The 23,777-nt window shown below is 37.2% G+C and carries 23 protein-coding genes and 1 tRNA gene; 7 read left to right on the plus strand and 17 right to left on the minus strand.

Translation table 11 applies throughout. From position 1 onward, the window contains the following. Positions 1–12: 12 nt before the first annotated feature. From WG906_RS00070 to WG906_RS00100, 7 genes are read right to left on the minus strand one after another with little or no spacing between them, the layout of a single operon-like run. On the minus strand, positions 13–174 hold the full coding sequence (locus WG906_RS00070) for a hypothetical protein (protein WP_339990472.1): 162 nt from the start codon (positions 172–174) through the stop codon (positions 13–15). Between the two features lie 33 nt (positions 175–207). Continuing rightward, positions 208–348 (minus strand): hypothetical protein, encoded by a 141-nt coding sequence (locus WG906_RS00075; protein WP_339990473.1) that lies wholly within the window; start codon positions 346–348, stop codon positions 208–210. Positions 349–381: 33 nt separating this feature from the next. Then, entirely contained in the window at positions 382–522 is a 141-nt protein-coding gene (locus tag WG906_RS00080) for a hypothetical protein (protein ID WP_339990473.1), read from the minus strand. Between the two features lie 34 nt (positions 523–556). Next, positions 557–697, minus strand: a complete 141-nt coding sequence (locus WG906_RS00085; RefSeq protein ID WP_339990474.1) for a hypothetical protein — start codon at positions 695–697, stop codon at positions 557–559. 33 nt (positions 698–730) lie between these two features. Beyond that, complete coding sequence (locus WG906_RS00090) at positions 731–871, minus strand: hypothetical protein (RefSeq protein WP_339990475.1); 141 nt, start codon at positions 869–871, stop codon at positions 731–733. Positions 872–903: 32 nt separating this feature from the next. Then, positions 904–1,044 (minus strand): hypothetical protein, encoded by a 141-nt coding sequence (locus tag WG906_RS00095; RefSeq protein ID WP_339990474.1) that lies wholly within the window; start codon positions 1,042–1,044, stop codon positions 904–906. Positions 1,045–1,075: 31 nt separating this feature from the next. After that, positions 1,076–1,216 carry a hypothetical protein gene (locus WG906_RS00100; RefSeq protein WP_339990474.1) on the minus strand — a complete coding sequence of 47 codons (141 nt, stop codon included), beginning with the start codon at positions 1,214–1,216 and terminating at the stop codon, positions 1,076–1,078. 105 nt (positions 1,217–1,321) lie between these two features. Here WG906_RS00100 and WG906_RS00105 point away from each other — a divergent pair, with 105 nt between their 5' ends. The 4 genes from WG906_RS00105 to murA all read left to right on the plus strand — a co-directional run bounded on the left by WG906_RS00105 (position 1,322) and on the right by murA (position 7,340). Continuing rightward, complete coding sequence (locus WG906_RS00105; RefSeq protein WP_339990476.1) at positions 1,322–2,788, plus strand: tetratricopeptide repeat protein; 1,467 nt, start codon at positions 1,322–1,324, stop codon at positions 2,786–2,788. A gap of 163 nt (positions 2,789–2,951) precedes the next feature. After that, positions 2,952–5,228, plus strand: a complete 2,277-nt coding sequence (locus WG906_RS00110; RefSeq protein WP_339990477.1) for an ATP-dependent helicase — start codon at positions 2,952–2,954, stop codon at positions 5,226–5,228. A gap of 66 nt (positions 5,229–5,294) precedes the next feature. Then, the gene (locus WG906_RS00115; protein ID WP_339990478.1) at positions 5,295–5,978 is read left to right on the plus strand and encodes a DUF4290 domain-containing protein; all 684 of its coding nucleotides are present in this window, start codon (positions 5,295–5,297) and stop codon (positions 5,976–5,978) included. Between the two features lie 36 nt (positions 5,979–6,014). Next, the gene (gene murA / locus WG906_RS00120) at positions 6,015–7,340 is read left to right on the plus strand and encodes a UDP-N-acetylglucosamine 1-carboxyvinyltransferase (protein ID WP_339990479.1); all 1,326 of its coding nucleotides are present in this window, start codon (positions 6,015–6,017) and stop codon (positions 7,338–7,340) included. A gap of 52 nt (positions 7,341–7,392) precedes the next feature. Here the strand turns inward: murA and WG906_RS00125 are convergent, their stop codons facing one another. The 10 genes from WG906_RS00125 to WG906_RS00170 form a co-directional block, all read right to left on the minus strand. After that, positions 7,393–8,754 carry a pyridoxal-phosphate dependent enzyme gene (locus tag WG906_RS00125; RefSeq protein ID WP_339990480.1) on the minus strand — a complete coding sequence of 454 codons (1,362 nt, stop codon included), beginning with the start codon at positions 8,752–8,754 and terminating at the stop codon, positions 7,393–7,395. Positions 8,755–8,822: 68 nt separating this feature from the next. Then, a complete protein-coding gene (locus WG906_RS00130; protein WP_339990481.1) occupies positions 8,823–9,686 on the minus strand; it encodes an AMP nucleosidase in 864 nt (287 codons plus the stop codon). Positions 9,687–9,732: 46 nt separating this feature from the next. Further along, a complete protein-coding gene (gene clpX, locus WG906_RS00135) occupies positions 9,733–10,971 on the minus strand; it encodes an ATP-dependent Clp protease ATP-binding subunit ClpX (protein ID WP_339990482.1) in 1,239 nt (412 codons plus the stop codon). Further along, the gene (locus WG906_RS00140) at positions 10,971–11,669 is read right to left on the minus strand and encodes an ATP-dependent Clp protease proteolytic subunit (RefSeq protein ID WP_339990483.1); all 699 of its coding nucleotides are present in this window, start codon (positions 11,667–11,669) and stop codon (positions 10,971–10,973) included. The genes clpX and WG906_RS00140 overlap by 1 nt, the downstream gene beginning before the upstream one ends. A 90-nt stretch (positions 11,670–11,759) precedes the next feature. Continuing rightward, entirely contained in the window at positions 11,760–13,106 is a 1,347-nt protein-coding gene (gene tig / locus WG906_RS00145; protein ID WP_339990484.1) for a trigger factor, read from the minus strand. Positions 13,107–13,170: 64 nt separating this feature from the next. Further along, positions 13,171–13,252, minus strand: a tRNA-Leu gene (locus WG906_RS00150). A 113-nt stretch (positions 13,253–13,365) separates the two neighbouring features. After that, complete coding sequence (locus WG906_RS00155; protein WP_339990485.1) at positions 13,366–14,979, minus strand: response regulator; 1,614 nt, start codon at positions 14,977–14,979, stop codon at positions 13,366–13,368. Continuing rightward, a complete protein-coding gene (locus WG906_RS00160; RefSeq protein WP_339990486.1) occupies positions 14,976–15,584 on the minus strand; it encodes a chemotaxis protein CheB in 609 nt (202 codons plus the stop codon). The genes WG906_RS00155 and WG906_RS00160 overlap by 4 nt, the downstream gene beginning before the upstream one ends. Then, complete coding sequence (locus WG906_RS00165) at positions 15,577–16,398, minus strand: CheR family methyltransferase (RefSeq protein WP_339990487.1); 822 nt, start codon at positions 16,396–16,398, stop codon at positions 15,577–15,579. The genes WG906_RS00160 and WG906_RS00165 overlap by 8 nt, the downstream gene beginning before the upstream one ends. Positions 16,399–16,408: 10 nt before the next feature. Beyond that, entirely contained in the window at positions 16,409–19,915 is a 3,507-nt protein-coding gene (locus tag WG906_RS00170; RefSeq protein ID WP_339990488.1) for a response regulator, read from the minus strand. 189 nt (positions 19,916–20,104) lie between these two features. On the opposite strand from WG906_RS00170, the gene WG906_RS00175 reads away from it, so the two are divergent. The 3 genes from WG906_RS00175 (at position 20,105) to WG906_RS00185 (ending at position 23,694) form a co-directional block, all read left to right on the plus strand. Further along, the gene (locus WG906_RS00175; RefSeq protein WP_339990489.1) at positions 20,105–20,644 is read left to right on the plus strand and encodes a YciE/YciF ferroxidase family protein; all 540 of its coding nucleotides are present in this window, start codon (positions 20,105–20,107) and stop codon (positions 20,642–20,644) included. Positions 20,645–20,654: 10 nt separating this feature from the next. After that, positions 20,655–21,113: a ferritin-like domain-containing protein gene (locus tag WG906_RS00180; protein WP_339990490.1), complete on the plus strand. Its 459-nt coding sequence runs from the start codon at positions 20,655–20,657 to the stop codon at positions 21,111–21,113. Positions 21,114–21,249: 136 nt separating this feature from the next. Next, a complete protein-coding gene (locus WG906_RS00185; protein WP_339990491.1) occupies positions 21,250–23,694 on the plus strand; it encodes a PIG-L family deacetylase in 2,445 nt (814 codons plus the stop codon). Positions 23,695–23,777 lie beyond the last annotated feature (83 nt).

Genomic DNA, 23,777 nt, shown 5'->3' on the forward strand with positions numbered 1-23,777 from the left:
GATTAGAAATAATTAATCCCAGGAAGAAACGTCGCTTTTAATCGTACCTGAACCTGAGCTTTCCATAATTGTTTCAACTTTTTGAACCTGGCTCTTCTTTTTAGTAATACTGGCTAAAACAATGCCTACTGTGGTAATAGAAAATACAAAAAGCACTAATAAGATTTTTTTCATGTCTTTTTCTTTTAAAGTTTTTTATCGTTTTAATTAATCCATTCCAAGCATTACACTCGTTGCGCCGCCACCCATTGTTGCATTTTCAACTTTTACAGGTTTTACTTCTGATTCTTTTTTGCACGATACCATGCCGATTGCTGCTACTGCAAGTACTACTAAGATTTTTTTCATGTCTTTTTCTTTTAAGGTTTTTTATCGTTTTAATTAATCCATTCCAAGCATTACACTCGTTGCGCCACCACCCATTGTTGCATTTTCAACTTTTACAGGTTTTACTTCTGATTCTTTCTTGCACGATACCATGCCGATTGCTGCTACTGCAAGTACTACTAAGATTTTTTTCATGTTTTTTTCTTTTAAGTTTTTTCTATCGTTTTATTTAATCCATTCCAAGCATTACACTCGTTGCGCCGCCACCCATTGTTGCATTTTCAACTTTCACAGGTTTTACTTCTGATTCTTTTTTGCACGATACCATGCCGATTGCTGCTACTGCAAGTACTAATAAGATTTTTTTCATGTCTTTTTCTTTTAAAGTTTTTTATCGTTTTAATTAATCCATTCCTAGCATTACACTCGTTGCGCCACCACCCATTGTTGCATTTTCAACTTTCACAGGTTTTACTTCTGATTCTTTTTTGCACGATACCATGCCGATTGCTGCTACTGCAAGTACTATTACGATCTTTTTCATCTCTTGTTCTATAAAGTTTTTTACCTTTTTAATTAATCCATTCCAAGCATTACACTCGTTGCGCCACCACCCATTGTTGCATTTTCGACTTTTACAGGTTTTACTTCTGATTCTTTTTTGCACGATACCATGCCGATTGCTGCTACTGCAAGTACTAATAAGATTTTTTTCATGTCTTTTTCTTTTAAGGTTTTTTCGTTTTATTTAATCCATTCCAAGCATTACACTCGTTGCGCCGCCACCCATTGTTGCATTTTCAACTTTTACAGGTTTTACTTCTGATTCTTTTTTGCACGATACCATGCCGATTGCTGCTACTGCAAGTACTAATAAGATTTTTTTCATGTCTTTTTCTCTTAAAAATTAAATTTATTATAAATTGAAAATAAATGTAACATTTTGTCAGATATAAAAGTATAAAATATGCCTTCTCTTTCGTTCTAATAAATCATGAATCACCGGTGTTTAATTATTTATACTTTTTTAGTACTGCTTTCTTTCTCTTCCTTCTCTCAATCATACACGCTTAAAGATAGCTTAAGAGTTGATTCGCTTAATAAATCCGGTTATGATATCAGGCTTACAGATCCGGAAAGAACCCTTTTTTTAGGAAGGAAAGCCTTAGCCCTGGCCACGAAAACCGACTATATAAATGGAATTGCAGAGGCTTACCGGATTTTAGGTATTGGATATTCCTATTTAGGAAAAAATGATAAGGCCATCGCAAATTATCTTATCTCTCTTTCTCACTTTAAAGAAGCGAATAATTTAACCGGTGAAGCCAAAATCTATAATAACATAGGAAACCTTTACAAGGAAATTAATTATAATAAAGCTTTAGAATACTTTGTCAAAGCTTTAAACTCGGCAGAGCAATTGAAGATGCCTGATCTAATTGCAGCCTCTTATCTGAATATTGGTGTAATAAATTACAGAAAAAAAGATTACAGTGCTGCATTAAAACACTTTGAAAAAAGTCATAGTTTATTTTTGCAGCAAAACAACCTCGTAGGTACTACTCTTGCACTTCAAAATCAGGGCGTAATATATTACAGCATAAATAAAAAAGAAAAGGCGGAAAAACTACTGCTGGAAGCGAATAAAAAAGCTAAGGAAGCAGAACTAAACAGTGCAATTGCGAGTATAAACTTAACCTTGGTATCGATATATATTGATAAGAAGGATTATAAAAAAGCTGAATATTATTTAAATGAAGGAAAAGAATATGCCCTCATAGGTAAGTCCACAAAACTCCAGAGTGATTTACTTAAAACTTCTTATCAGCTCGAAAACAAACGCAATAATTACAGACAGGCCTTATTATATCTTCAGGAATTATACACTCAGGACAGTATAGAGTTACAGAACAATATGTCAAAGAAATTTGGCTTGTTTGAAGAGCAATCTAAATTTGCAGCCAGAGAGAAGGAAAGTGCGATAGAATTAGAAAAGGCGAAAACAAACAGAATAATTTTCGTTGCTGCAATAGCCATCTCCTCTTTGGCAGTTATTCTTATAATTATACTTGTCCTGAATCTAAAGAAGAAGGCCAAAACAAATAAGCTTCTTCAAATTCTTAATGAAGAAATATCCATTCAAAAAGAGAATCTCAATAAGGTAAATTATAATTTAGAGCAAATTATTGATGAACGGACAAAAGATCTTCAAATAAAAAACAGAAAACTTTCCGAATATTCTTCACACCTTTCTCATCAGATTCGCGGCCCGGTTGCGACTATGAAAGGTTTAATGATTCTTGAAAAAGAATCTTTAATCGACGATAAAGATTTCATTATTGAGATGAGTAAATGTGTAAACGAAGTGGATGACAGAATAATTAACATCAACGATGTGCTTCACAATTTATCTCAACCAGGCTTTATTCCGACATCTGTGGATAAAGAAAACAAATCCTGAACAAAAAATCCTTCGCATTTTTTTAATTTAGCCATTTGAAACCGGCATATGCTTCACGCTTTACAAATGCGAAATTATTAAGCTTATGCAAGCCCTGCCCTAAAAGCAGACGGGGTTTATTGCCGATAAAAAACAATTTTATATTATTGAAAACGGAACAGGTTTGGATTATTTAAAAGGGTTAAATCCTTCACAAAAAGACGCAGTAGAACAAACAAAAGGACCGGTAATGATTGTAGCGGGTGCCGGCTCGGGTAAAACACGTGTAATTACCTGCCGGGTGGCCCATCTCATAACAAAGGGAGTGGATCCGTTCAATATTCTTGTACTTACGTTTACTAATAAAGCAGCCAAAGAGATGCGCGAGCGGATTATGAAAGCTGTTGGTACAGAAGCTAAGAATATCTGGATGGGCACCTTTCACTCGGTCTTCGCAAAAATATTAAGGGTAGAAGCTAATAAAATAGGCTACCCAAATAATTTCACGATTTACGACACCGATGACAGCAAAAGCCTCTTACGCGCTATTCTGAAAGAACAGCAGTTAGATGATAAATTATATAACGCTAACTTTGTTTATAACAGGATTTCATCGGCAAAGAATAATCTGATTTCGCCGGCAGAATATCTAAAAAACGAACATATACAATCCGAGGACTTTTCTACAGGACGCGGAAGAATGGGAGAAATCTATCAGATTTATGCCGCCCGCTGCTTTAAAGCCGGAGCTATGGATTTTGATGATTTGTTGTTTAAAACGAATGTGCTGCTGAGGGAACATCCCGATGTCTTATATAAATACCAGAATAAGTTTAAATACTTAATGGTGGATGAGTATCAGGATACAAATTATTCGCAATACCTTATTGTAAAAAAACTTGCTGCTATAAATGAAAACATTTGTGTGGTAGGTGATGATGCCCAAAGCATTTATGCCTTCCGTGGTGCCAATATTCAAAACATTCTGAATTTCGAGAAAGATTATCCTGATTTAAAAGTGTTTAAACTGGAGCAGAATTATCGTTCTACGCAGAATATTGTAAACGCCGCAAACAGTATTATTGCTAATAATCAGAACCAGCTTAAAAAAACAGTTTTTTCCGAAAATGAAACTGGTGACAAAATTAAAATAGCCAGGGCATTCAGCGATAACGAAGAAGGAAAAATTATTGCTGAAGGAATTGCCCAGGAAAGAGCTGCTAAAGGTTATAATTTCAATGACTTCGCCATCCTGTATCGTACGAATGCTCAGTCGAGGGCCATGGAGGAAGCCTTGCGGAAGCTGAATATCCCGTATAAAATATATGGTGGACTATCCTTTTATCAGCGTAAGGAGATAAAAGACCTGATTGCCTATTTCCGATTAACATTTAATCCGAATGATGAGGAAGCCTTAAAACGTGTAATAAATTATCCAAGACGAGGTATAGGTGATACCACAATAGAGCGTATAATTATTGCAGCCGATAAAAACGACCTTACTTTGTGGGAGGTAATTATTGACGCAAATAAATACCTTGATGCCAGAAGCGCAACATCTGTGGGTAATTTTGGCACTATTATTCAAAGTTTTCAGGTTCTTGCAAAAACTCATTCAGCTTATGATTGTGCGCTTCATATAGCACAACACTCGGGATTGTTAAAAGATTTGTATGATGATAAATCTGTCGAAGGCTTAAATCGGTATGAAAACATACAGGAATTACTAAACGGAATAAAAGAATTTAGCGAACGGGAAGATATTGAAGAAAAAGGGCTGGATATTTTTATGCAGGATATTGCCCTTTTAACCAACGACGATAATGATAAAAACCCGAATGCAGATACAGTTTCACTGATGACCATTCACTCTGCAAAAGGATTGGAATTTAAAAATGTGTGTGTTGTAGGATTAGAAGAAAATCTATTTCCATCGCAAATGTCTTTGAATTCAAGGGCAGATTTAGAAGAGGAGCGTCGATTGTTTTATGTTGCTATTACCAGAGCGGAGAAAAAACTCACTATTTCTTACGCCACATCCCGCTATCGCTGGGGAACATTAACCAGTTGTGAGCCAAGCAGATTTATTGATGAAATCAATCCTCAATATTTAGAGCTCGACTTTAAGCCACAACAAAAAACAGAAAATCCGTTCTTTAATCAGGAAAAAAGTTCCTGGAGCAGTCAGTCGGGAGGTGATACATATTCGAAACCAAAACCAGCTACTGTACCAAAAACCACTTCCATATTGCCCAAAGCACATGTTCCCAGCGAGGGATTTAAAGTCTCCGATACTTCAAACCTTCAGGTAGGTATGGATGTTGAACACGAACGCTTTGGTTTTGGCAAGGTTTTGATCCTGGAGGGAAATAAACCTGATATAAAAGCAACAATATTTTTTAAAGAACTTGGACAGAAACAACTTTTACTTAAATTTGCAAAACTTCGTATAGTATCGTAGATTCCCGAACTTTATTGGAACAGCGATCCCGGCTGGGAATTTTCCCTCCAAAACAATAAAACAGACATGACATTTGATTACAATACATCAAGGAAAAAATTAATCCTTGCAGAATATGGCCGAAATGTTCAAAACATGGTTGCCTATATATGCACTTTGCCAACTAAAGATGAACGCAACAGACACGCACAGGTTGTTATAGATCTGATGGGTTTTTTAAACCCGCACTTACGTGATGTGGCCGATTTCAAACATAAACTATGGGATCATCTACATATCATTTCTGATTTTCAGATTGATGTTGATTCAAATTATCCTAAACCGGCACCGGATGCAATTCATTTTAAACCGGCCCCTCTGGCTTATCCGCAGCACCGGATCAAGTTTAAGCACTACGGTAAAACCGTAGAAGTAATGATAAAAAAGGCAAAAGCAATTGAAGAGCCGCAGCGAAGACAAGCTATGACACAGTCTATCGCAAATTTTATGAAAATGGCATATGTTACCTGGAATAAAGATACAGTGGCAGATGAAACCATAATCAGTGATTTAAAAGCATTATCTAACGGAGAGTTGGTTCTGGACGATAATTTCAATCTGCATAAAATTGAAGTCAGACCGAATGCTCCCGGGGTAAGACAAAAAACCAGCTCTGGAAGTGGCAATAGCACCAATAAGCCAAGGCAAAACACCAATAACGCTTCACGTAATCAAGGAAACCGTCCTAAAAACAACGGGAAACGATATTAAGTTTAAACCTTTTACATCTCTAATCCTTTTTAATCCATGAATGCATTCGAAATTCACGGCGGCAAACCGCTGAAGGGAGAAATTATCCCTCAGGGAGCCAAAAATGAGGCTTTACAAGTAATCGCCGCTGTTTTATTGACGCCAGAAAAAGTTACCATCAGCAATATCCCTGATATTGTTGACGTGAATAAATTAATCGCCCTTCTTGGAGATCTGGGTGTAAGTATTGAACGTATAAATAAAGACACTTATACTTTTGAGGCTAAAGACATCAATCTGGATTTGTTCCAGTCCCAGCAATTTAAGTCAAAGGGTGGAAGTCTGAGAGGTTCTATTATGATAGTAGGTCCCCTTCTGGCCCGCTTCGGAAGAGCTGCAATTCCAAAACCAGGTGGCGATAAAATTGGAAGAAGAAGGCTCGATACTCACTTTCTTGGCTTTGAAAAACTTGGAGCCAAATTTAACTACAATGCAGAAACCAGCTTTTTCAATGTAGATGCCACGAATTTAAAAGGCACGTATATTTTGCTGGATGAGGCCTCCGTAACCGGAACAGCAAATGTGGTTATGGCTGCAGTTTTAGCCAAAGGAACAACAACCCTCTATAACGCAGCATGCGAGCCTTACCTTCAGCAATTATGCAAAATGCTGAACAGGATGGGAGCTAAAATATCTGGAATAGGTTCCAATTTACTTACAATTGAAGGTGTTCAGGAATTAGGTGGTACAGAACACAGGCTCTTGCCAGACATGATTGAAATCGGTTCCTTTATCGGCTTAGCGGCGATGACAGAATCTGAAATCACCATAAAAGATGTTCGTTTTGAAGAATTGGGAATTATTCCAAACGTTTTTAGAAGACTGGGAATTAACTTTGAACTTCAAGGGGACGATATTTATATCCCTTCTCAATCTCATTATGAAATTGATACATTTATCGATGGTTCTATCCTTACAATAGCTGATGCTCCGTGGCCTGGCTTTACTCCTGATTTATTATCCATTATATTAGTTGTAGCTACACAGGCAAAAGGAAATGTAATGATTCATCAAAAGATGTTTGAAAGTCGCTTGTTCTTTGTAGATAAACTCATTGACATGGGTGCGCAAATTATTCTGTGCGACCCGCACAGAGCAACTGTGATGGGATTAAACAAACAAGTTAAACTTCGTGGTATTGAAATGACCTCGCCGGATATACGGGCCGGAGTATCTTTGTTAATTGCTGCTTTATCAGCCAGCGGCACATCTATTATTCATAGTATAGAACAAATAGAACGTGGGTATCAGGATATTGATATTCGTTTGAGAGCAATAGGCGCGGATATCAAGAGAATTGATGCCATGCCCAAATCACATTAACAGATAAGAATAAAAAGCCAAAAGCATTAAACTTTTGGCTTTTTCATTAAAATTATACGGAGATAGCGTTAATAATATCGAACTGAGTAATAATTTCCAGTTTATTAAATTCATCCACTACCATTACAGCGGTACTTTCCTTATTAATTAATGATGAAATTTTATCAATTGAGGTGTTTAAATCTACAATTGGGAAAGGTTCTGTCATAACTGAAGTGATAGGACTCGTCTTGATCGATGGATCTTCAAAAAGGCAGGAAAAAATATCATTCTCCGTTATCTTACCTATGATTTTTTGATTCTGAGTTACAGGAAGCTGAGATATATTTAACTCCTTCAGTGTGTTAATAGCTTCCATGATAGTTTTATCCGATTCTATAGTTACTATTTCCTGTCGCTCTCTCTTGCTAAGAATAGTTCTCGCGGTAACCTTTTCATCCTTTAAAAAGCCTCGTTCACGCAGCCAGTCCTCATTGTACATTTTTGCCAGATAGCGTGTACCGTGATCGTGAAAAATCACGACGACAACGTCCTTTTCCGTTAATTGCTCTTTCATTTGGAGCAATCCTGCAATAGCCGCACCTGAAGAATTCCCCGCAAAAATCCCTTCTTTCACAGCAATTTCACGCGTCATTAAAGCAGCATCCCTATCCGTTACTTTTTCGAAATGATCAATTACTGAAAAATCAACGTTTTGCGGCAAAAAGTCCTCTCCGATTCCTTCGGTTATATACGGATAGATTTCATTTTTATCAAATACACCAGTTTCTTTAAACTTTTTAAATACGGAACCATAGGTATCAATCCCCCAGCATTTAATATCCGGATTTTTCTCCTTCAAAAACTTCCCCGCTCCCGAAATGGTTCCTCCCGTTCCAACACCAACCACCAAATGGGTAATTTTTCCTTCCGTTTGCTCCCATATTTCAGGACCAGTTTGTTCGTAGTTTGCCTGGGTATTTGAAAGGTTATCGTATTGATTAGCCTTCCATGAATTTGGAATCTCTTTTTGCAGCCTGGTAGCTACTGAGTAATAAGAACGGGGATCATCTGGTTCTACGTTTGTAGGACAGACGATAACTTTAGCCCCAAACGCTCTTAAAGCATCAATCTTTTCCTTTGATTGCTTATCCGTGGTTGTAAAAATACATTTGTAGCCTTTAACGGCGGCAGCAATCGCCAAACCCATACCGGTATTACCGGAGGTCCCTTCAATTATAGTACCGCCTGGCTTAAGCTTCCCTTCCCTCTCCGCATCTAAGATCATCTTCAAGGCCATCCGGTCCTTGATAGAGTTACCCGGATTTGTAGTTTCAATTTTTGCCAAAACAGTAGCTTTAACGTCTTTTGTTATCCTGTTTAGTTTCACCAGCGGAGTATTGCCAATGGTTTCAAGAATATTAGTATACCACATGTTGTAAAAGTAGGAATAAGCTGTTAAAATTTCTCATTTTAACGCATGTACCGGTAAAGCGCATTCTGTTAAAATTTCAGATGCTTAACCGTGAGGCCGTTATTAATTAATTGTTTAAGTGATTCAATACCCACTTTAAGGTGTGTTTCCACATATTGTTCAGTAACTTTCGAGTCACTCTCCGAAGTTTTAACCCCTTCTGGTATCATAGGCTGATCTGAAACAAGCAATAGGGCACCTGTTGGTATTTTATTGGCAAAGCCTGTAGAAAATATTGTGGCTGTTTCCATATCTATAGCCATGGCGCGCAGCGTTTTTAAATACTTCTTAAAACGCTTGTCATGCTCCCAAACCCTTCTGTTAGTGGTATAAACAGTTCCTGTCCAATAATCTCTTGAATGATCACGAATGGTTGTTGAAATAGCTTTTTGCAGAGCAAAAGATGGCAGAGCCGGAACTTCAGGAGGGAAATAATCATTTGATGTACCTTCTCCCCTGATGGCAGCAATCGGAAGTATTAAATCTCCAATATTATTTTTCTTTTTAATGCCCCCGCATTTCCCGAGAAAGAGAACTGCTTTGGGATGAATTGTGGATAATAAATCCATCATTGTCGCTGCAAGCGGGCTACCCATTCCAAAATTAATAATTGTAATGCCGGAGGCCGAAACGCTTTGCATAGGTTTGTCGAGCCCCATAATAGGAGCATCATTATGCCACTCGGAAAATAGCTGTAAATACTTAGAAAAATTTGTTAGCAAAATAAAGTCAGTAAACTGATCAAGCGGACGGCCCGTATATCTGGGAAGCCAGTTTTTAACAATTTCTTCCTTAGTTTTCAGACCTTTCTTTACAGGAGACTCTACTTCCTTTACTTTTTTTGCAGTTTCAACGATTTCAGGATCTTGCTTTATATCTTTTTCTTCGTTCATAATTATCGAATATAAAACAAAAAACCCCGATAAATCGGGGTTTTTATTATGCTACTTTCAATTTTTTAATATCCGACTTTGCAAATTTATCCATAGCGTAATCGAGCGTGATATAGAGTTCCTTATCATGATGCTTCTCTGAAGGCATTTCAAACATGGCATCGATCATAATAGCCTCGCATATAGAACGTAAGCCTCTGGCACCCAATTTAAACTCCATTGCTTTATCTACAATAAATTCAAGAACTTCTTTTTCGAACTCTAACTTGACACCTTCATACTCAAATAATTTTGTGTACTGGCGGGTTAAGGAGTTTTTAGGTTCTGTAAGAATATTTAATAATGCAGACCTGTCAAGAGGATTTAAACTTGTAATTACCGGTAATCGTCCGATCAATTCAGGAATTAAACCAAAAGACCGCAAATCTTGTGGAGTTATATATTTATACAGATTTTTCAAATCTATATTAACATCCTCATTATTAACCTTGTATCCTACTGTTTGAGTTTTCAAACGGTTAGCTATTTTCTTCTCTATACCATCAAACGCACCACCGCATATAAACAGGATATTGTTTGTATTAACGGCAATCATTTTCTGATCAGGGTGTTTACGACCACCCTGAGGCGGTACGTTAACCATTGTTCCTTCAAGAATTTTTAGCAATGCCTGCTGAACACCTTCACCTGAAACGTCACGGGTGATCGAAGGGTTATCGCTTTTTCGGGCAATTTTATCCACCTCATCAATATAGACTATGCCACGTTCGGCAGCAGCCACATCATAATCCGCAGCCTGAAGAAGACGTGTCAGGATACTTTCAACATCCTCACCCACATATCCTGCTTCAGTTAATACCGTTGCGTCACAAATACAAAAAGGCACATGTAAAACTTTGGCGATGGTTTTAGCTAAAAGAGTTTTACCGGTTCCGGTCTCTCCTACCATGATGATATTTGATTTTTCAATCTCTATTTCATCCTTTTCGACCTTTTGATTAAGGCGTTTGTAGTGATTATAAACCGCAACTGAAAGAACTTTCTTTGCATCATCCTGGCCAATAACGTATTGATCCAAATGACTTTTAATTTCCATCGGCTTCATCAGCGTTAAAGCCGACTGAGCCGTTTTGTTTTTCCTGGTAGACAACTCCTCAGAAAGTATCTGATTAGCCTGGGCAACACATTTATCACAAATATGTGCATCCAGCCCTGCAATAAGCATCAGGGTGTCTTGTTTTCCGGAACCACAGAAAGAACATTTGATATCTTTACTCTTACTCATCACTCTTTCCCTCCACTTATACCAAGGACTTCATCAATCATTCCGAATTCCTTAGCTTCGCTTGCTATCATCCAATAATCCCTGTCTGAAGCTTTTTCAACCCATTCGTAAGACTGGCCTGAATGCTTTGAGATTATATCGTATAATTCTTTTTTCAGTTTAAGCATTTCCCTCAGGTTGATTTCCATATCTGAAGCAACACCCTGAGCTCCACCAGAAGGCTGATGAATCATCACCCTTGAATGTGGAAGTGCTGCTCTTTTACCTTCAGCACCCGCGCATAATAAAACGGCACCCATAGAAGCTGCCATTCCTGTGCAAATAGTCGCTACATCAGGAGTTATATACTGAATGGTATCATATATGCCTAAACCCGCATAAACAGAACCACCAGGAGAATTAATATAAATCTGAATATCCCGTTTGGTATCTGTTGATTGTAAAAACAACAACTGAGCCTGAATGATGTTTGCATTCTGATCATAAATGGCATCACCTAAAAATATAATACGATCCATCATCAGACGAGAAAAAACATCCATCTGGGCAACATTCAACTGACGTTCTTCTATGATATAAGGTGTCATTGATTTTGGATAGTTCGATTCTACCCGTCCAATAAACTTATCTACGTGCTGGCTACCAATTCGGTGATGCTTTACAGCATAGTTACGAAACTCATTTTTATCAATATTCATAGTCAATAGTTATACAGTTTTAACAGTGGAAAGTTTAATATAAGTTTCAATAAATTACATACAGAATGACATCAAATCACAAAACCACCACTAGTTCAACTCTATAAATTTATTATATTCTATTTCTTTTTTATCTAAAGTAACAACAGTTTTCAGGTATTCAAACACTTTTTGAGCTTTTACTTCCTCAAAAGTTCTGTTGGCATTTTCCTTGTTTTGCAAAAACTGAACGGTGTACTGAGTTAATTGTTCTTCGGGAAGTGCCTGAGGACTGTACATTCTGAATTGAGCATCTAACTTTTGTTTGGCCGACGCTAAAACATCTTCATATTTAATTTCAATTTGATTGTCCTTAATGATTTTGTTTTCTATCAGTGTCCATTTAAGATTGCGGGCAAAATCTCCATAACCACTTTCAAGCTCTTCGGCTGAGATATTTTGATTGGTTTCTTTTAACCAGCGTTTAAGAAATTCATCAGGCAGTTCTAACTGCACTTTTTCAAGTCCGAAATTAACCAGATCGTTTTGAAGCTTTTGATCAGCATTTTGTGCCATCATTCCTTCAAGTTCCTCTGTTATTTTAGCCTTAAACTCCTCTTCAGTGGTTACATTTCCCTCAGGGAAAATTTTATCAAAGAACTCCTGATTTAGGTCAGACTCTTCCAAACGATTTATATTGCTTACCGTTAGTCTGAAATTTGACTGTAAATCTTTTGCATCGCCTTCAGAAATATTAAGAAGTTTTGCAATTACTGTTTCATTATTATCGAAGGCCTTTTGTAAATCTAACACGACAACATCGCCGACCTTTAAACCCGTTAAAGATTTTTTGATTTCTTCATCTTTAACTAAATCTATCCTTACTGAAGCTGTATTTGACAATCCACCTTCAAAAACAGAGCCATCAGGAGATAACTGAACTAATTCTGAATATAAGACATCTTCGTCTGCCGAAACTTCAGGGTTTGTCATTTTGCCATAGCTCTTTCTCAAGTTTTTAGTTCTTGAATCAAGTGTTTCGGCATCAACCTTTATCTGATAATAGGGCAATTTGTTATCGGCAGAGAAATTTAATTCAAATTCAGGAGCTAATCCCAACTCATAATTAAATTCAAACTCATCATTATAATCCCAGTTGAATTCTTTGCCTTCCTCGACTTTAGGTAAAGGCTGACCCAAAACCTCAAGTTTATTTTCGTTTATATAACTACTGAGTGTATCGCTTAAGAGATTATTGATTTCATCTACAAGAATGCTTTTGCCATACATTCTTTTTATATGAGAAGATGGTACCATACCCGGACGAAATCCAGGTAATTTAGCCTTTTTAGCCTGAGTTTTGATTGCTTTTTCCACACGCTCACGGTAATCTTCCGGTTGGATTTTTACAGTAAGAACTGAATTAAGGTTGTTGATTTTCTCCTGAGTGATATTCATTATTGAAAATTATTACGTTCGTATCTATACAAAAATTCCCCCCGATTTCTCAGAGGGAATTTAGTGCGGAAGAAGGGACTCGAACCCCCACGCCGTGAAGCGCCAGATCCTAAGTCTGGTGCGGCTACCAATTACGCCACTTCCGCATTAGGATTTCAATAGGACTGCAAAAGTAAGGTTTCTGCTGACAATTCAAAACATTTTTTTCAGCTATTTCCTATTTTATTTCTATCACTAAGGATACCAGTTGTTTATATTTTTACAACACCCGAAATTCTTCTTTATACTGCTTAATCAGCTTTTCTATTTTATGATGGAGTATGGTCAAATCAAAAGGCTTGCTCACTATATCATTCACCCCAGCGTCATACGCCTGCTGCATTTCTTCTTCCAAAACAGCAGCGGAAAGAGAAATTATCGGAATATTATTTATTCCTTCAGGCATTTCTGAACGTATTCTGCGTGTAGCTTCAAATCCTCCCAAAACAGGCATATGGGTATCCATTAAAACAATGTCGAATGAATTGTATTTTAAGCTTTCAAGTGCGAGCTGCCCATTTTCAACAATAGTTACTTTAAGATTCCAGCTGTTTAGAATCTTGCAGATCATGAATTGATTAATCGCATTATCCTCTGCAACCAATACTGAAACATTGTCAAACTTTGCCAGATCTGCAGGATTTACACGATTTTCTTGTTTTTGATCGGATGCTACCTCATACCAGTTTGTAAATGAGAATGTACTGCCTTTTCCAAATTCGCTGGATACATCTAGTTGTCCTCCCTTTAATTGAACGAGTTTTTTAACAATTGACAGACCAAGACCAGTCCCTCCATACTTATGATCTGTATCTTCATCGGCCTGTTCGAAGGAATCAAAAATTTTATCAAGTTTATTTTCCTGGATACCTATACCCGAATCTATTACACTAAATCTTAATTTTATTTTGTTTTCTTCAGCTTCAAGTAAAGCTACTCTTAAAATTATAGATCCTGTATCTGTAAATTTTATAGCATTTGAAAGCAGATTCAGTAGTATTTGATTAAGCCTCATTGAATCGGCCATTATTAAATGCGGGATCTGATAGTCTATGTCTACACTAATATTTATACCCTTTTCTTCTGCTTTATATTTAAGTAAATCGATTACTGATTTGCTTAAATTGAGAATATTCGTCTCATTTCTGATGATTTTAAACTTGCCTGCATCAATCTTAGATATATCAAGAATATCATTTATAACACCCAGCAAGGCTTCTGAAGAAAGTTTTAACAGATCCAACATTCTGGACTGATCTTCATCAAGCTCAGTATTTTTTAATAAATGAGCCAGCCCGAGAATTCCATTTAAAGGAGTCCGGATTTCATGACTCATATTTGCGAGAAAACGTTCTTTAATCTTCTTTCCTTTTTCCGCCTGATCACGGGCTATAATTAATTCTTCCTGATATCGCTCTAACTCTATATTTTTATGTTTAATTTCCAGCTGTGTGCGAACAAGCGTTATTAAAGAATCGACTTTTGCAATTGTCAGATTCGGATCCAGGGGCTTATATAAATAATCGACTGCCCCGGCCGAAAGGCCTTTTACAGCATACTTTATTTCTGTCGAGATTGCAGTCACAAAAACCACCACAATATCCCGGGTTTTAGGATTACTTTTCAGGATATCAACTAATTCAAACCCATCCATTTCGGGCATCTGAACATCTATCAGTGCAATAGATATTTTATTTTGCCAGCACAACTTCAACGCTTCATTGGCAGATGTGGTTGTGATAATTTTAATATCATCGCGTTGTATAAGAGCTTCAAGAGCAATTATATTCTCGATCTTATCATCAACGATCAGGATGTTAACCATCTTCTTCATGATTTCGTTTGAATAGCAGGTGCAAGAGTTTCCATAAATGAAAATATTTCTTTGTTGGTTAATATTAAATCGGGCCTACATTTACGAAGGGCGGCCTCAGGCATAATACTTACCTCCGCATCGTCGGGGTTCTGAACTATGGTAAAGCCTCTCTTTTCGTGAACATAACAAATTCCGGAAGCACCATCGGCGTTTGCACCAGACAAAAGAATGGCGATGGTCCGATCTTCAAACACATCGGCTACACTTTGAAAAGTCACATCGATAGAGGGGCGAGAATACAAGACCGGTTCTGAGCAATCCAGAGTCAGGGTATGATCTGGCTCCACTAAAAGATGATAATTAGAAGGAGCAAAATAAACGGTCCCTTTTTTAAGCAGGTCTTTATCACATGCAACTTTTACCTTTACCTTTGATTTATTGTTCAGCAATTCTTCTATCGATGACTTATGTTTCCGGCTACGGTGAATTACCACTATAACAGGCAGTGGAAAATCCTTCGGCAACTTTAATATTAAGTCAAAAACCAGCTTAAATCCCCCTGCTGAGCACCCTATAACAAGCACCTTTGGCTTCTCATTAGTTTTAAATGTTATATCAGCCAATTTTTTGATAAATATTTTCCGTTCTGTCAATCATTCGAAATTTTTTTGCAAGCTCGGCATTTCTCAAGCTTTCTTTGGCACCCAGACATAAAAATCCAAGAGGACATAAACTTTCATAAAAAAGGTTAACAACTCTGTTTTGCAGTTCCAGATCAAAATAAATCATCACATTTCTGCAAGATATTAATTGAAACTCATTAAAAACCCGGTCAGAAACCAGGTTATGTACAGAAAATAAAATATTTTTCCTCAAATCGTTTACAATTGTTGCCGTTTCATATTTGGTTACATAATAATCAGAAAGTAAACCAGAAGCGCCGGTTGACATGTAATTTTCTGAATATTGTTTCATTACCTTTAAATCATAAATTCCTTTTTTAGCCGTATTCAGAACATTTCGATTTATATCGGTGCCATATAAAAAGGATCTGTTGTATAAGCCTGCCTGCTTAAGAAAAATAGCAAATGAAAACAACTCCTCTCCAGTGGAACACCCAGCATTCCATACTTTTATTCTCTGAAAAGACGATAAATAAGGCAGAACCTTCTCCCGGACCGCTTTAAAGAAGCTTGGGTCCCGAAACATCTCGGTTACATTAACTGTAATTTCTATTAAAAATTCTTCAAAAAATGCTGGATTATTAACTAATAAAGATTTTAACTCAAACAATGAAAAATGCTGCAGCTGCATAATCCTTGTTATACGTCTTTTTAATGAAGCTTTTGAATACCCGCTGAAATCGAAACCATGGATCTTATTAACCCATTCAATAATTTCTTCCACCTGTTCAAAAGATAATAAGTCAGCCACCATATCTTTCATTTCAGCTTAGCCAAACCCGCATAATTGAAAGAAGCTTATCCATATCAACAGGTTTTGAAACATAATCGTTGGCACCAGCTTCAATACATTTCTCCCGATCTGATTTCATTGCTTTAGCAGTAAGTGCAATAATGGGCAGCTTAACAAAGCGACTTTGCTTTCGGATAGCCAGCATGGCTTCATATCCGTCCATTTCAGGCATCATAATATCCATTAGAACGATATCCGTATCTGGAAACTCATCCAATTTTTTGAGGGCTTCAATACCGTTGTTAGCTATTTGAATATTTAAATCATACCCATGCAAGGCACTTGTAAGAGCAAAAATATTCCGCATATCATCGTCGACCAATAAAACAGACCGGTTCTTTAATGTCTTTTCTAATGTTGTAGTATTAGAAGCTTTTATCCGATTTTGATAAGCCCAGGATTTTGCCGGAGCAGGGTCATAGCATTGGATTTTATTCATAAACAAATTAACTTCATCCAGAACCCTGTCGTTAGATTTGTTGTTCTTTAAAACCATAACATCGGTATGCTTTAATACACGCGTCAGATTTTCTTTATCCATTTCCATAGCAGTATTAATTACTACCGGTATATTACTTAATCTTGGATCTGCTTTTATTTTTTCAAGAAGATCAAGACCTGAAATATCAGGTAACTTCAAATCCAGTATAATACAATCAAACAAGGAATCTTTTGACAAAATAGCTATCGTCTGCTCTCCACTAAAAGATTGCTCTACTTTAATATTTTTGGATTTTAGCTGAAGTGTCAGATTATCGCTTTGAATTTTCTGATCTTCGACCAGCAATACCCGTGTTAATTTGACATTGCCAGTTTCTTTAATTAACAGATCGAAGGCCGATTGCAATTTATTCTTTTCCACAGGTTTACGCAGAAAACCTAAGGCCCCTTCTTCTTTCGCCCTTGAATTTTTTTCGTCCTCTGCCGACATTAGGTGAACAGGTATAGCACGTGTATGATCGTCATCCTTTAATTCCTTTAAAACAGCCCATCCGTCAATGACAGGTAACATTATATCAAGAACAATAGCATCTGGCATATGTTTTTTTGCCATTTCAAAACCGGTATCTCCCTGATAGGCTATTAATGTCTTAAAACCCCTGTCTTCTGCATAATTTTTCAATATATCAGCAAAATATATATCATCCTCAATAATCAGTAAGGTATATTCCTTATCAGGATTTGCAAGTTTTAAAATTTCAGCATCCTGGGTCTCTTGTTCGGGAAAACTTACAGACATATCTGTCAGAGGAGATATTTTACCTGATGCAGAAAAATCTGTCTGTACATGATTAACCAAAGGAAGGTATAGCGTAAAAATACTTCCCTGATTAACAATACTTTCAACCTGGATTTCACCACCCAATAAATGAGAAAGCTGTCTGCTTATTGACAAACCTAATCCGGTGCCGCCATATTTACGACTGGTAGATCCATCAGCCTGTTGAAATGCTTCGAATATTGCTTTTTGTTTATTATCAGGAATACCTATGCCTGAGTCTTTTACACAAAAAGCCATAACAGTAATATCGTCTCCCGATAAATTATCGCTATAGTAGTTGTGACCGGTGTTTTCAATTCGAATTTCCAGGCTTACCCGTCCTGTTTCTGGTGTAAACTTAAACGCATTAGACAGTAGATTTTTGAGGATTTGCTCAAGGCGTAATCTGTCAGACTTGATCGTCGCAGGAACTTCGGGCGCTATATTAAATGTAAAATCAATGTTTTTCTTATTTGCTACTTCTTTAAACAGCAACTCTAAATCCACTCCTACTTCTTTTATTCCAACTTCTTCGATAGAAAGGTCAACTTTACCTGATTCAATTTTGGAAAGATCCAGGATGTCATTAATAAGGGTAAGGAGGTCGCTACCAGCATTATGAATTACGCCCGCATATTTTATCTGTTCTTCAGAAAGATTCAAAGGTTTGTTTTCCTTCAATATTTTGGCTAAAATCAGAATACTATTTAAAGGGGTACGCAATTCATGACTCATATTTGCCAGGAAGTCCGACTTGTACCTACTGCTTAATTCCAATTCTTCTGCTTTAAGACTAATCGCTTCTCTAGCCAACTCTATCGCCTTATTTTTTTCTTCCAGAAGCTGTGCTTTCTCTTCTATCTCGGCGTTCGTTTGTTTAAGCTCTTCCTGCTGTACTATCAATTCCTCTTCAGATGCCTGCAGTAACTGAGTTTTACGTATTAACTCCTCGTTTGTCGCTAAAAGTTCTTCATGCTGGGTTTCTAGCTCTTCTGCCTGTTGCTGGGTTTTTTCAACCAGTTCCTGCATCTGAACCCTCGCTTCAGCTGCATTAATACTGACACCGATACTATGAACTACTTTATCGAGAAAGGGTGCAGTATGTTCGGGTACTCCATTTAAAAAGGCCAGTTCGATAACACCTTTTAGCGTGTCCTGAAAAAAAATTGGTTGAATGAAAAGGGCTTGAGGTAAAGTTTCTCCTAGTCCGGAGCTAACCTTCGTGTAATTATCAGGAATATTATTGAATATTAAACCACTTTTTTCATTAACTGCCACACCAATCAACCCTTCGTCCAATTTTATTTTATGTTTTCCTTTTGTCTTTGAAAATCCATAGACCCCTCTTAAATGCAATTCCTGTAAATGTGAATCGACGGTATACATAACTCCAAGATCAGCCTGAACATATTTAGACATTTCACGAATAATACATTCGCAACGTTCATTGATGGTTTGCGCACCCCGCATGGCGGAATCCATCATTACAGCGCCTTGTAATAACCAGTTTTGCCTGGAATTCTCTCTTGAAACAAACTCAAGTTTTGTATTGGTTTCAAACATTTCAGCTTCTATTTTTTTCTGAGAGCTAAATATTCTCCGGATTAACGTGGATAAAAAAAGTATTAAACAAAGAATAATTGCAGAACCGCCTGCCACTATACCTATCGCCCGGTTTATTATTTTATCATTATTTGTTTTTTTATTTACGGATAGTTTTCCTTCCGTCTCATTTATCTTATGAAGATGCTGAAGCACTTTATCCATATAGAATTTGGACTTGCTGATTTTCAACATACCCGATGAAACTTTTATACCTTCTATATTATGCGACCTGATAATGTCAGACATTCCGGAAAGTTTCAGAGACGTATACAGATCTAAGGAATCTATATTTTTTAATTGCTCCGGATTATCCAAAACCAATTGTCTGAGTCTATTAAGACCTGGATTAATAAGCTTTACAGAATGTGTATATGCATCTAAAAAGTCCTGCCTTTCAGTGAGCACATACCCTCGGGAACTACTTTCTGCATTTAAAAGCTTTTGCTGGATTTGATTGCTTAAAAACAGCACTTCCTCCATATGAGCTATTTTATTCTCATTTTGTTGCAAACTATTTATGCTTATATAGAAAGAAACTCCCAGAATAAGCACACAAACGATAGTGGTTAAAAAACCATATAATACGAACTGTTTAAATTTGATACCTGGCATTGAGAGCAAAAAAAAGACGTGATATACTGAGTGTTACGGAATAAGCTTAAAATGGTTGCAAATCATTTTAACCACTATATCAACCAGTCCTTTCAATTAAAAATTTTAAAACCCTTTGTAAATGGGTGTGTTAAATTTCTAAATATCCAGATTATATAGAAAGGCTAACAACCTATTAAACTTAAAACCATGAAAAAACAAAATCTAACATCCAATGAAAGCAGCATTCAAGAGTCTGGCCTTAAAACTCTTTTTACTGATGAACTGAAAGATATCCTGTGGGCGGAGAAGCATTTATTGAAAGCGCTACCTAAAATGGCCAAAGGAGCTACTTCAGAAGAATTGCGTTCATCTATAGAAAAACATATTACCGAGACTCAAAACCAGATAACACGACTTGAGCAAGTTTTTGAAATGATGGGCCAAAAACCTACAGGTAAAAAATGTGATGCAATGGAAGGACTAGTAGAAGAAGGCAAAAGCATGTTGGAAGATACTGAAGATGGAAGCCTAACGCGTGATGCCGCCATTATTTCTGCATCTCAGAAAATCGAACATTACGAAATTGCTTCGTATGGTACTTTAAGAACATTAGCAAATACACTTGGCCTTTCAGAAGCTGCATCGCTGCTGGAGGAAACTTTACAGGAAGAAAAAAACACAGATGTCAAACTAACTCAAATAGCCGAAAGCTTTGTAAACCAGTCAGCTAAAGCAGAAAAAGAATAAAATAAAAGTTATGGAAAATAGAAATGATGATTTAATCGATAAAATCAAACATCTCCTTCACATCGCAAATGATGGTAAAGAAGGATATAAAACCGCGGCAGAAGACGCAGATTCCGCAGAGTTAAAAGCGATTTTTACCACCTACTCTATTCAGCGTTCTGAGTTTGAAATGGAGTTAAAAAGCTGCCTGCAACAGTTAGGCTCAAATTCCGACAATGAAAGCGGTGGCCCATTGGGGGCAATCCATCGTATTTGGATGGACATTAAAGCAGCCATCACCACCAATGATAACCATGCGATTTTAGATGCCTGCATTACAGGAGAAAAAGCAGCTATTGAAGCCTATGATAAGGCTCTGGCTGATTCTAATTTAACACCGGATATGAGAGAAACTTTAATGTCTCAACGTACCGAAATTAATGAGTGCCTGAAAAATGTTCAAAATCTTGAACAACAATACGCCTCATAAATTTTCTATGTCTCCGAAAACGAAAAGCCCTGAACAATTCTCAGGGCTTTTCCATTATAAAAGGCTTAAGTAAATTCATTATTACTTCCGAAGGTATTTGCAGCTTTTTCTATATTTTCGGCGATCATCATCAAATATGCATATTTATTATTGTCGTCTGTTTTCGTTTATAATTCTGTTACCCTTTTTTAGCCAGGCTCAGGATTTTAACCAGCAAAGTGCTTCCGAGATCAAACTCGCTTTACAAAAATTAAATAATACCGGCAGCGTATTGTATATAGCTGCTCACCCGGATGATGAAAACACGCGCCTATTAGCCTACTTAGCCAAAGAACGTAAAGTTCGAACTGGCTATCTTTCTATAACCCGCGGTGACGGAGGTCAAAACCTATTAGGCACAGAACAAGCAGAATTGTTAGGTGTAATCAGGACACAGGAATTACTGGCGGCTCGCAAAGTTGATGGGGCCGAGCAATTTTTTACGAGGGCTATTGATTTTGGATTTTCAAAAACTTCTGAAGAATCATTACGCTTATGGGGGAAAGAGCAAACCTTATCAGATGTTGTTTGGGTTATCAGAAATTTCAAACCCGATGTAATTATAACCAGGTTTCCTGAAGATGCAAGAGCCGGTCACGGCCAACATTCAGCTTCTGCTATTCTGGCCAATGAAGCCTTTCTGGCAGCTGCCGATCCTAAACGGTTTCCCGAACAGCTTGCCTATGTTAAGCCATGGCAGGCAAAACGAGTAATTTGGAATACATTTAATTTCAATGCTGCCAATAACACCACATCAGATGATCAATTAAAAATTAATGTAGGATTGTATAATCCGCTGTTAGGTAAAAGTTATGGAGAAATTGCGGCCCAAAGCAGAACTAACCATAAAAGTCAGGGGTTTGGAACTGCCAGCCAGCGGGGAGATCTCATTGAGTATTTTACTCATATCTCCGGAAGTAAAGCTGAGACTGACTTATTTGATGGAGTTGATCTGAGCTGGAAAAGGTTTAAGTACGGGAAGGAAATTTCTGATCTTCTAATTAAAACAGATATCGAATTCAATGAAACAGCGCCTTACGAATCTGTAGGTAATTTATTAAAAGTAAAACAACTGCTGGAAAAAACAGATACCAACGCAAAACTAAAGGATGTTGAAGCATTAATAGTGGCTTGCACCGGAATATGGATCGAGATTAATACCCCTGAGCCCCGGTACGCCTTAGGGGATTCGATTCCTGTAAGATTGCAGGCTATCGCAAGAGTTCCTCAAGATTTCAAGTATAAAATCACCCTTAGCGAGGTACTATCAAAACAAAACAACCTTCAGCTTCAGCCTAACAAATTCATATCTGTTTCAGGGAAAATCCTGTTTCCAAATCAGGAAGTAAGTCAGCCATACTGGCTCCAACAAAATCATAAGATTGGCTCTTATATAGTCCCAAATCAAATGGATATTGGTGATCCTGAAAATCAAGCTTCTTTAAGTGGAATCTTTACTATAAAAATCGGGAATGATGCTATTACATTCAGACAGCCGCTAGTTTATAAATTCACTGATCAGGTTCGGGGAGAAGTCTATCAGCCATTGGCAATTGCTCCCCCTGTAACAGCTACCTTATCTGGCGATGCTTATATTTTCTCAAATTCACACAAAAACATTGAAGTTGAATTACAAAGCTTTCGAGATAACGTTTCAGGAACTGTACAACTCCAGGTTCCTGATGGTTGGAAAGTTTCACCTCAAAGTATTCCCTTCAGTCTGGCAAAAAAAGGAAGCTTAGATACTAAAGAATTTACGCTTACCCCCGGTGGGACAATCACGAACGGGAATTTACTGGTAAACGTTAAGGTAAACGATAGAATTTACACGCAATCAATTAAAGAAATCAATTATGATCATATTCCTGCACAAACCCTGTTTCCGAAGGCTACGGCACGGCTTGAGAAATTAGACTTAAAAACATCAGGAAGAAGGATCGCGTACATCGCCGGGGCCGGAGATCTGATTGCAGAATCATTGAAACAAATTGGATATGATGTCACCTTACTTTCCTCTCAACAAGTAATAAACACCAATCTTTCCAACTTCGATGCGATAATAACAGGGGTGAGATTATACAATGTGGATCCGCAGATAAAGGCTGTCCAATCAAAATTATTTGAATATATATACAAGGGAGGAGTTATGTTATCTCAGTACAATGTCAATAACCCATTACAGGTTCAAAATATTGGCCCCTTCCCTTTTTCATTAAGCCGCGACAGGGTTGTAGATGAGGAAGCAAAAGTAACATTCTTAGCTCCTACACATAGAATATTAAACTACCCCAACAAAATAACTGAAAAAGATTTTGAGGGATGGGTACAAGAAAGAGGGCTATATTTTATTGCAAATGCAGATCAGGCTTATTTGCCAATTCTTAGCTTCAATGACACCGGTGAAACACCAAACAACGGGTCCTTGCTTGTAGCCGAATACGGGAAGGGTAAGTTTGTTTACACATCTTTAGCTTTTTTCAGACAATTACCAGCAGGGGTTCCGGGCGCGTACAGATTATTTGTTAATTTAATTTCTAAGTAAAACCAGCACCATAATGAAAAACAACTCTCCGGACTTACCACCCTTTGTTAAAAGCTGGAACCAGTTTTATCTTTTACTAATAG

This window comes from Pedobacter superstes, assembly GCF_037622515.1.
Lineage (GTDB): Bacteria > Bacteroidota > Bacteroidia > Sphingobacteriales > Sphingobacteriaceae > Paradesertivirga > Paradesertivirga superstes.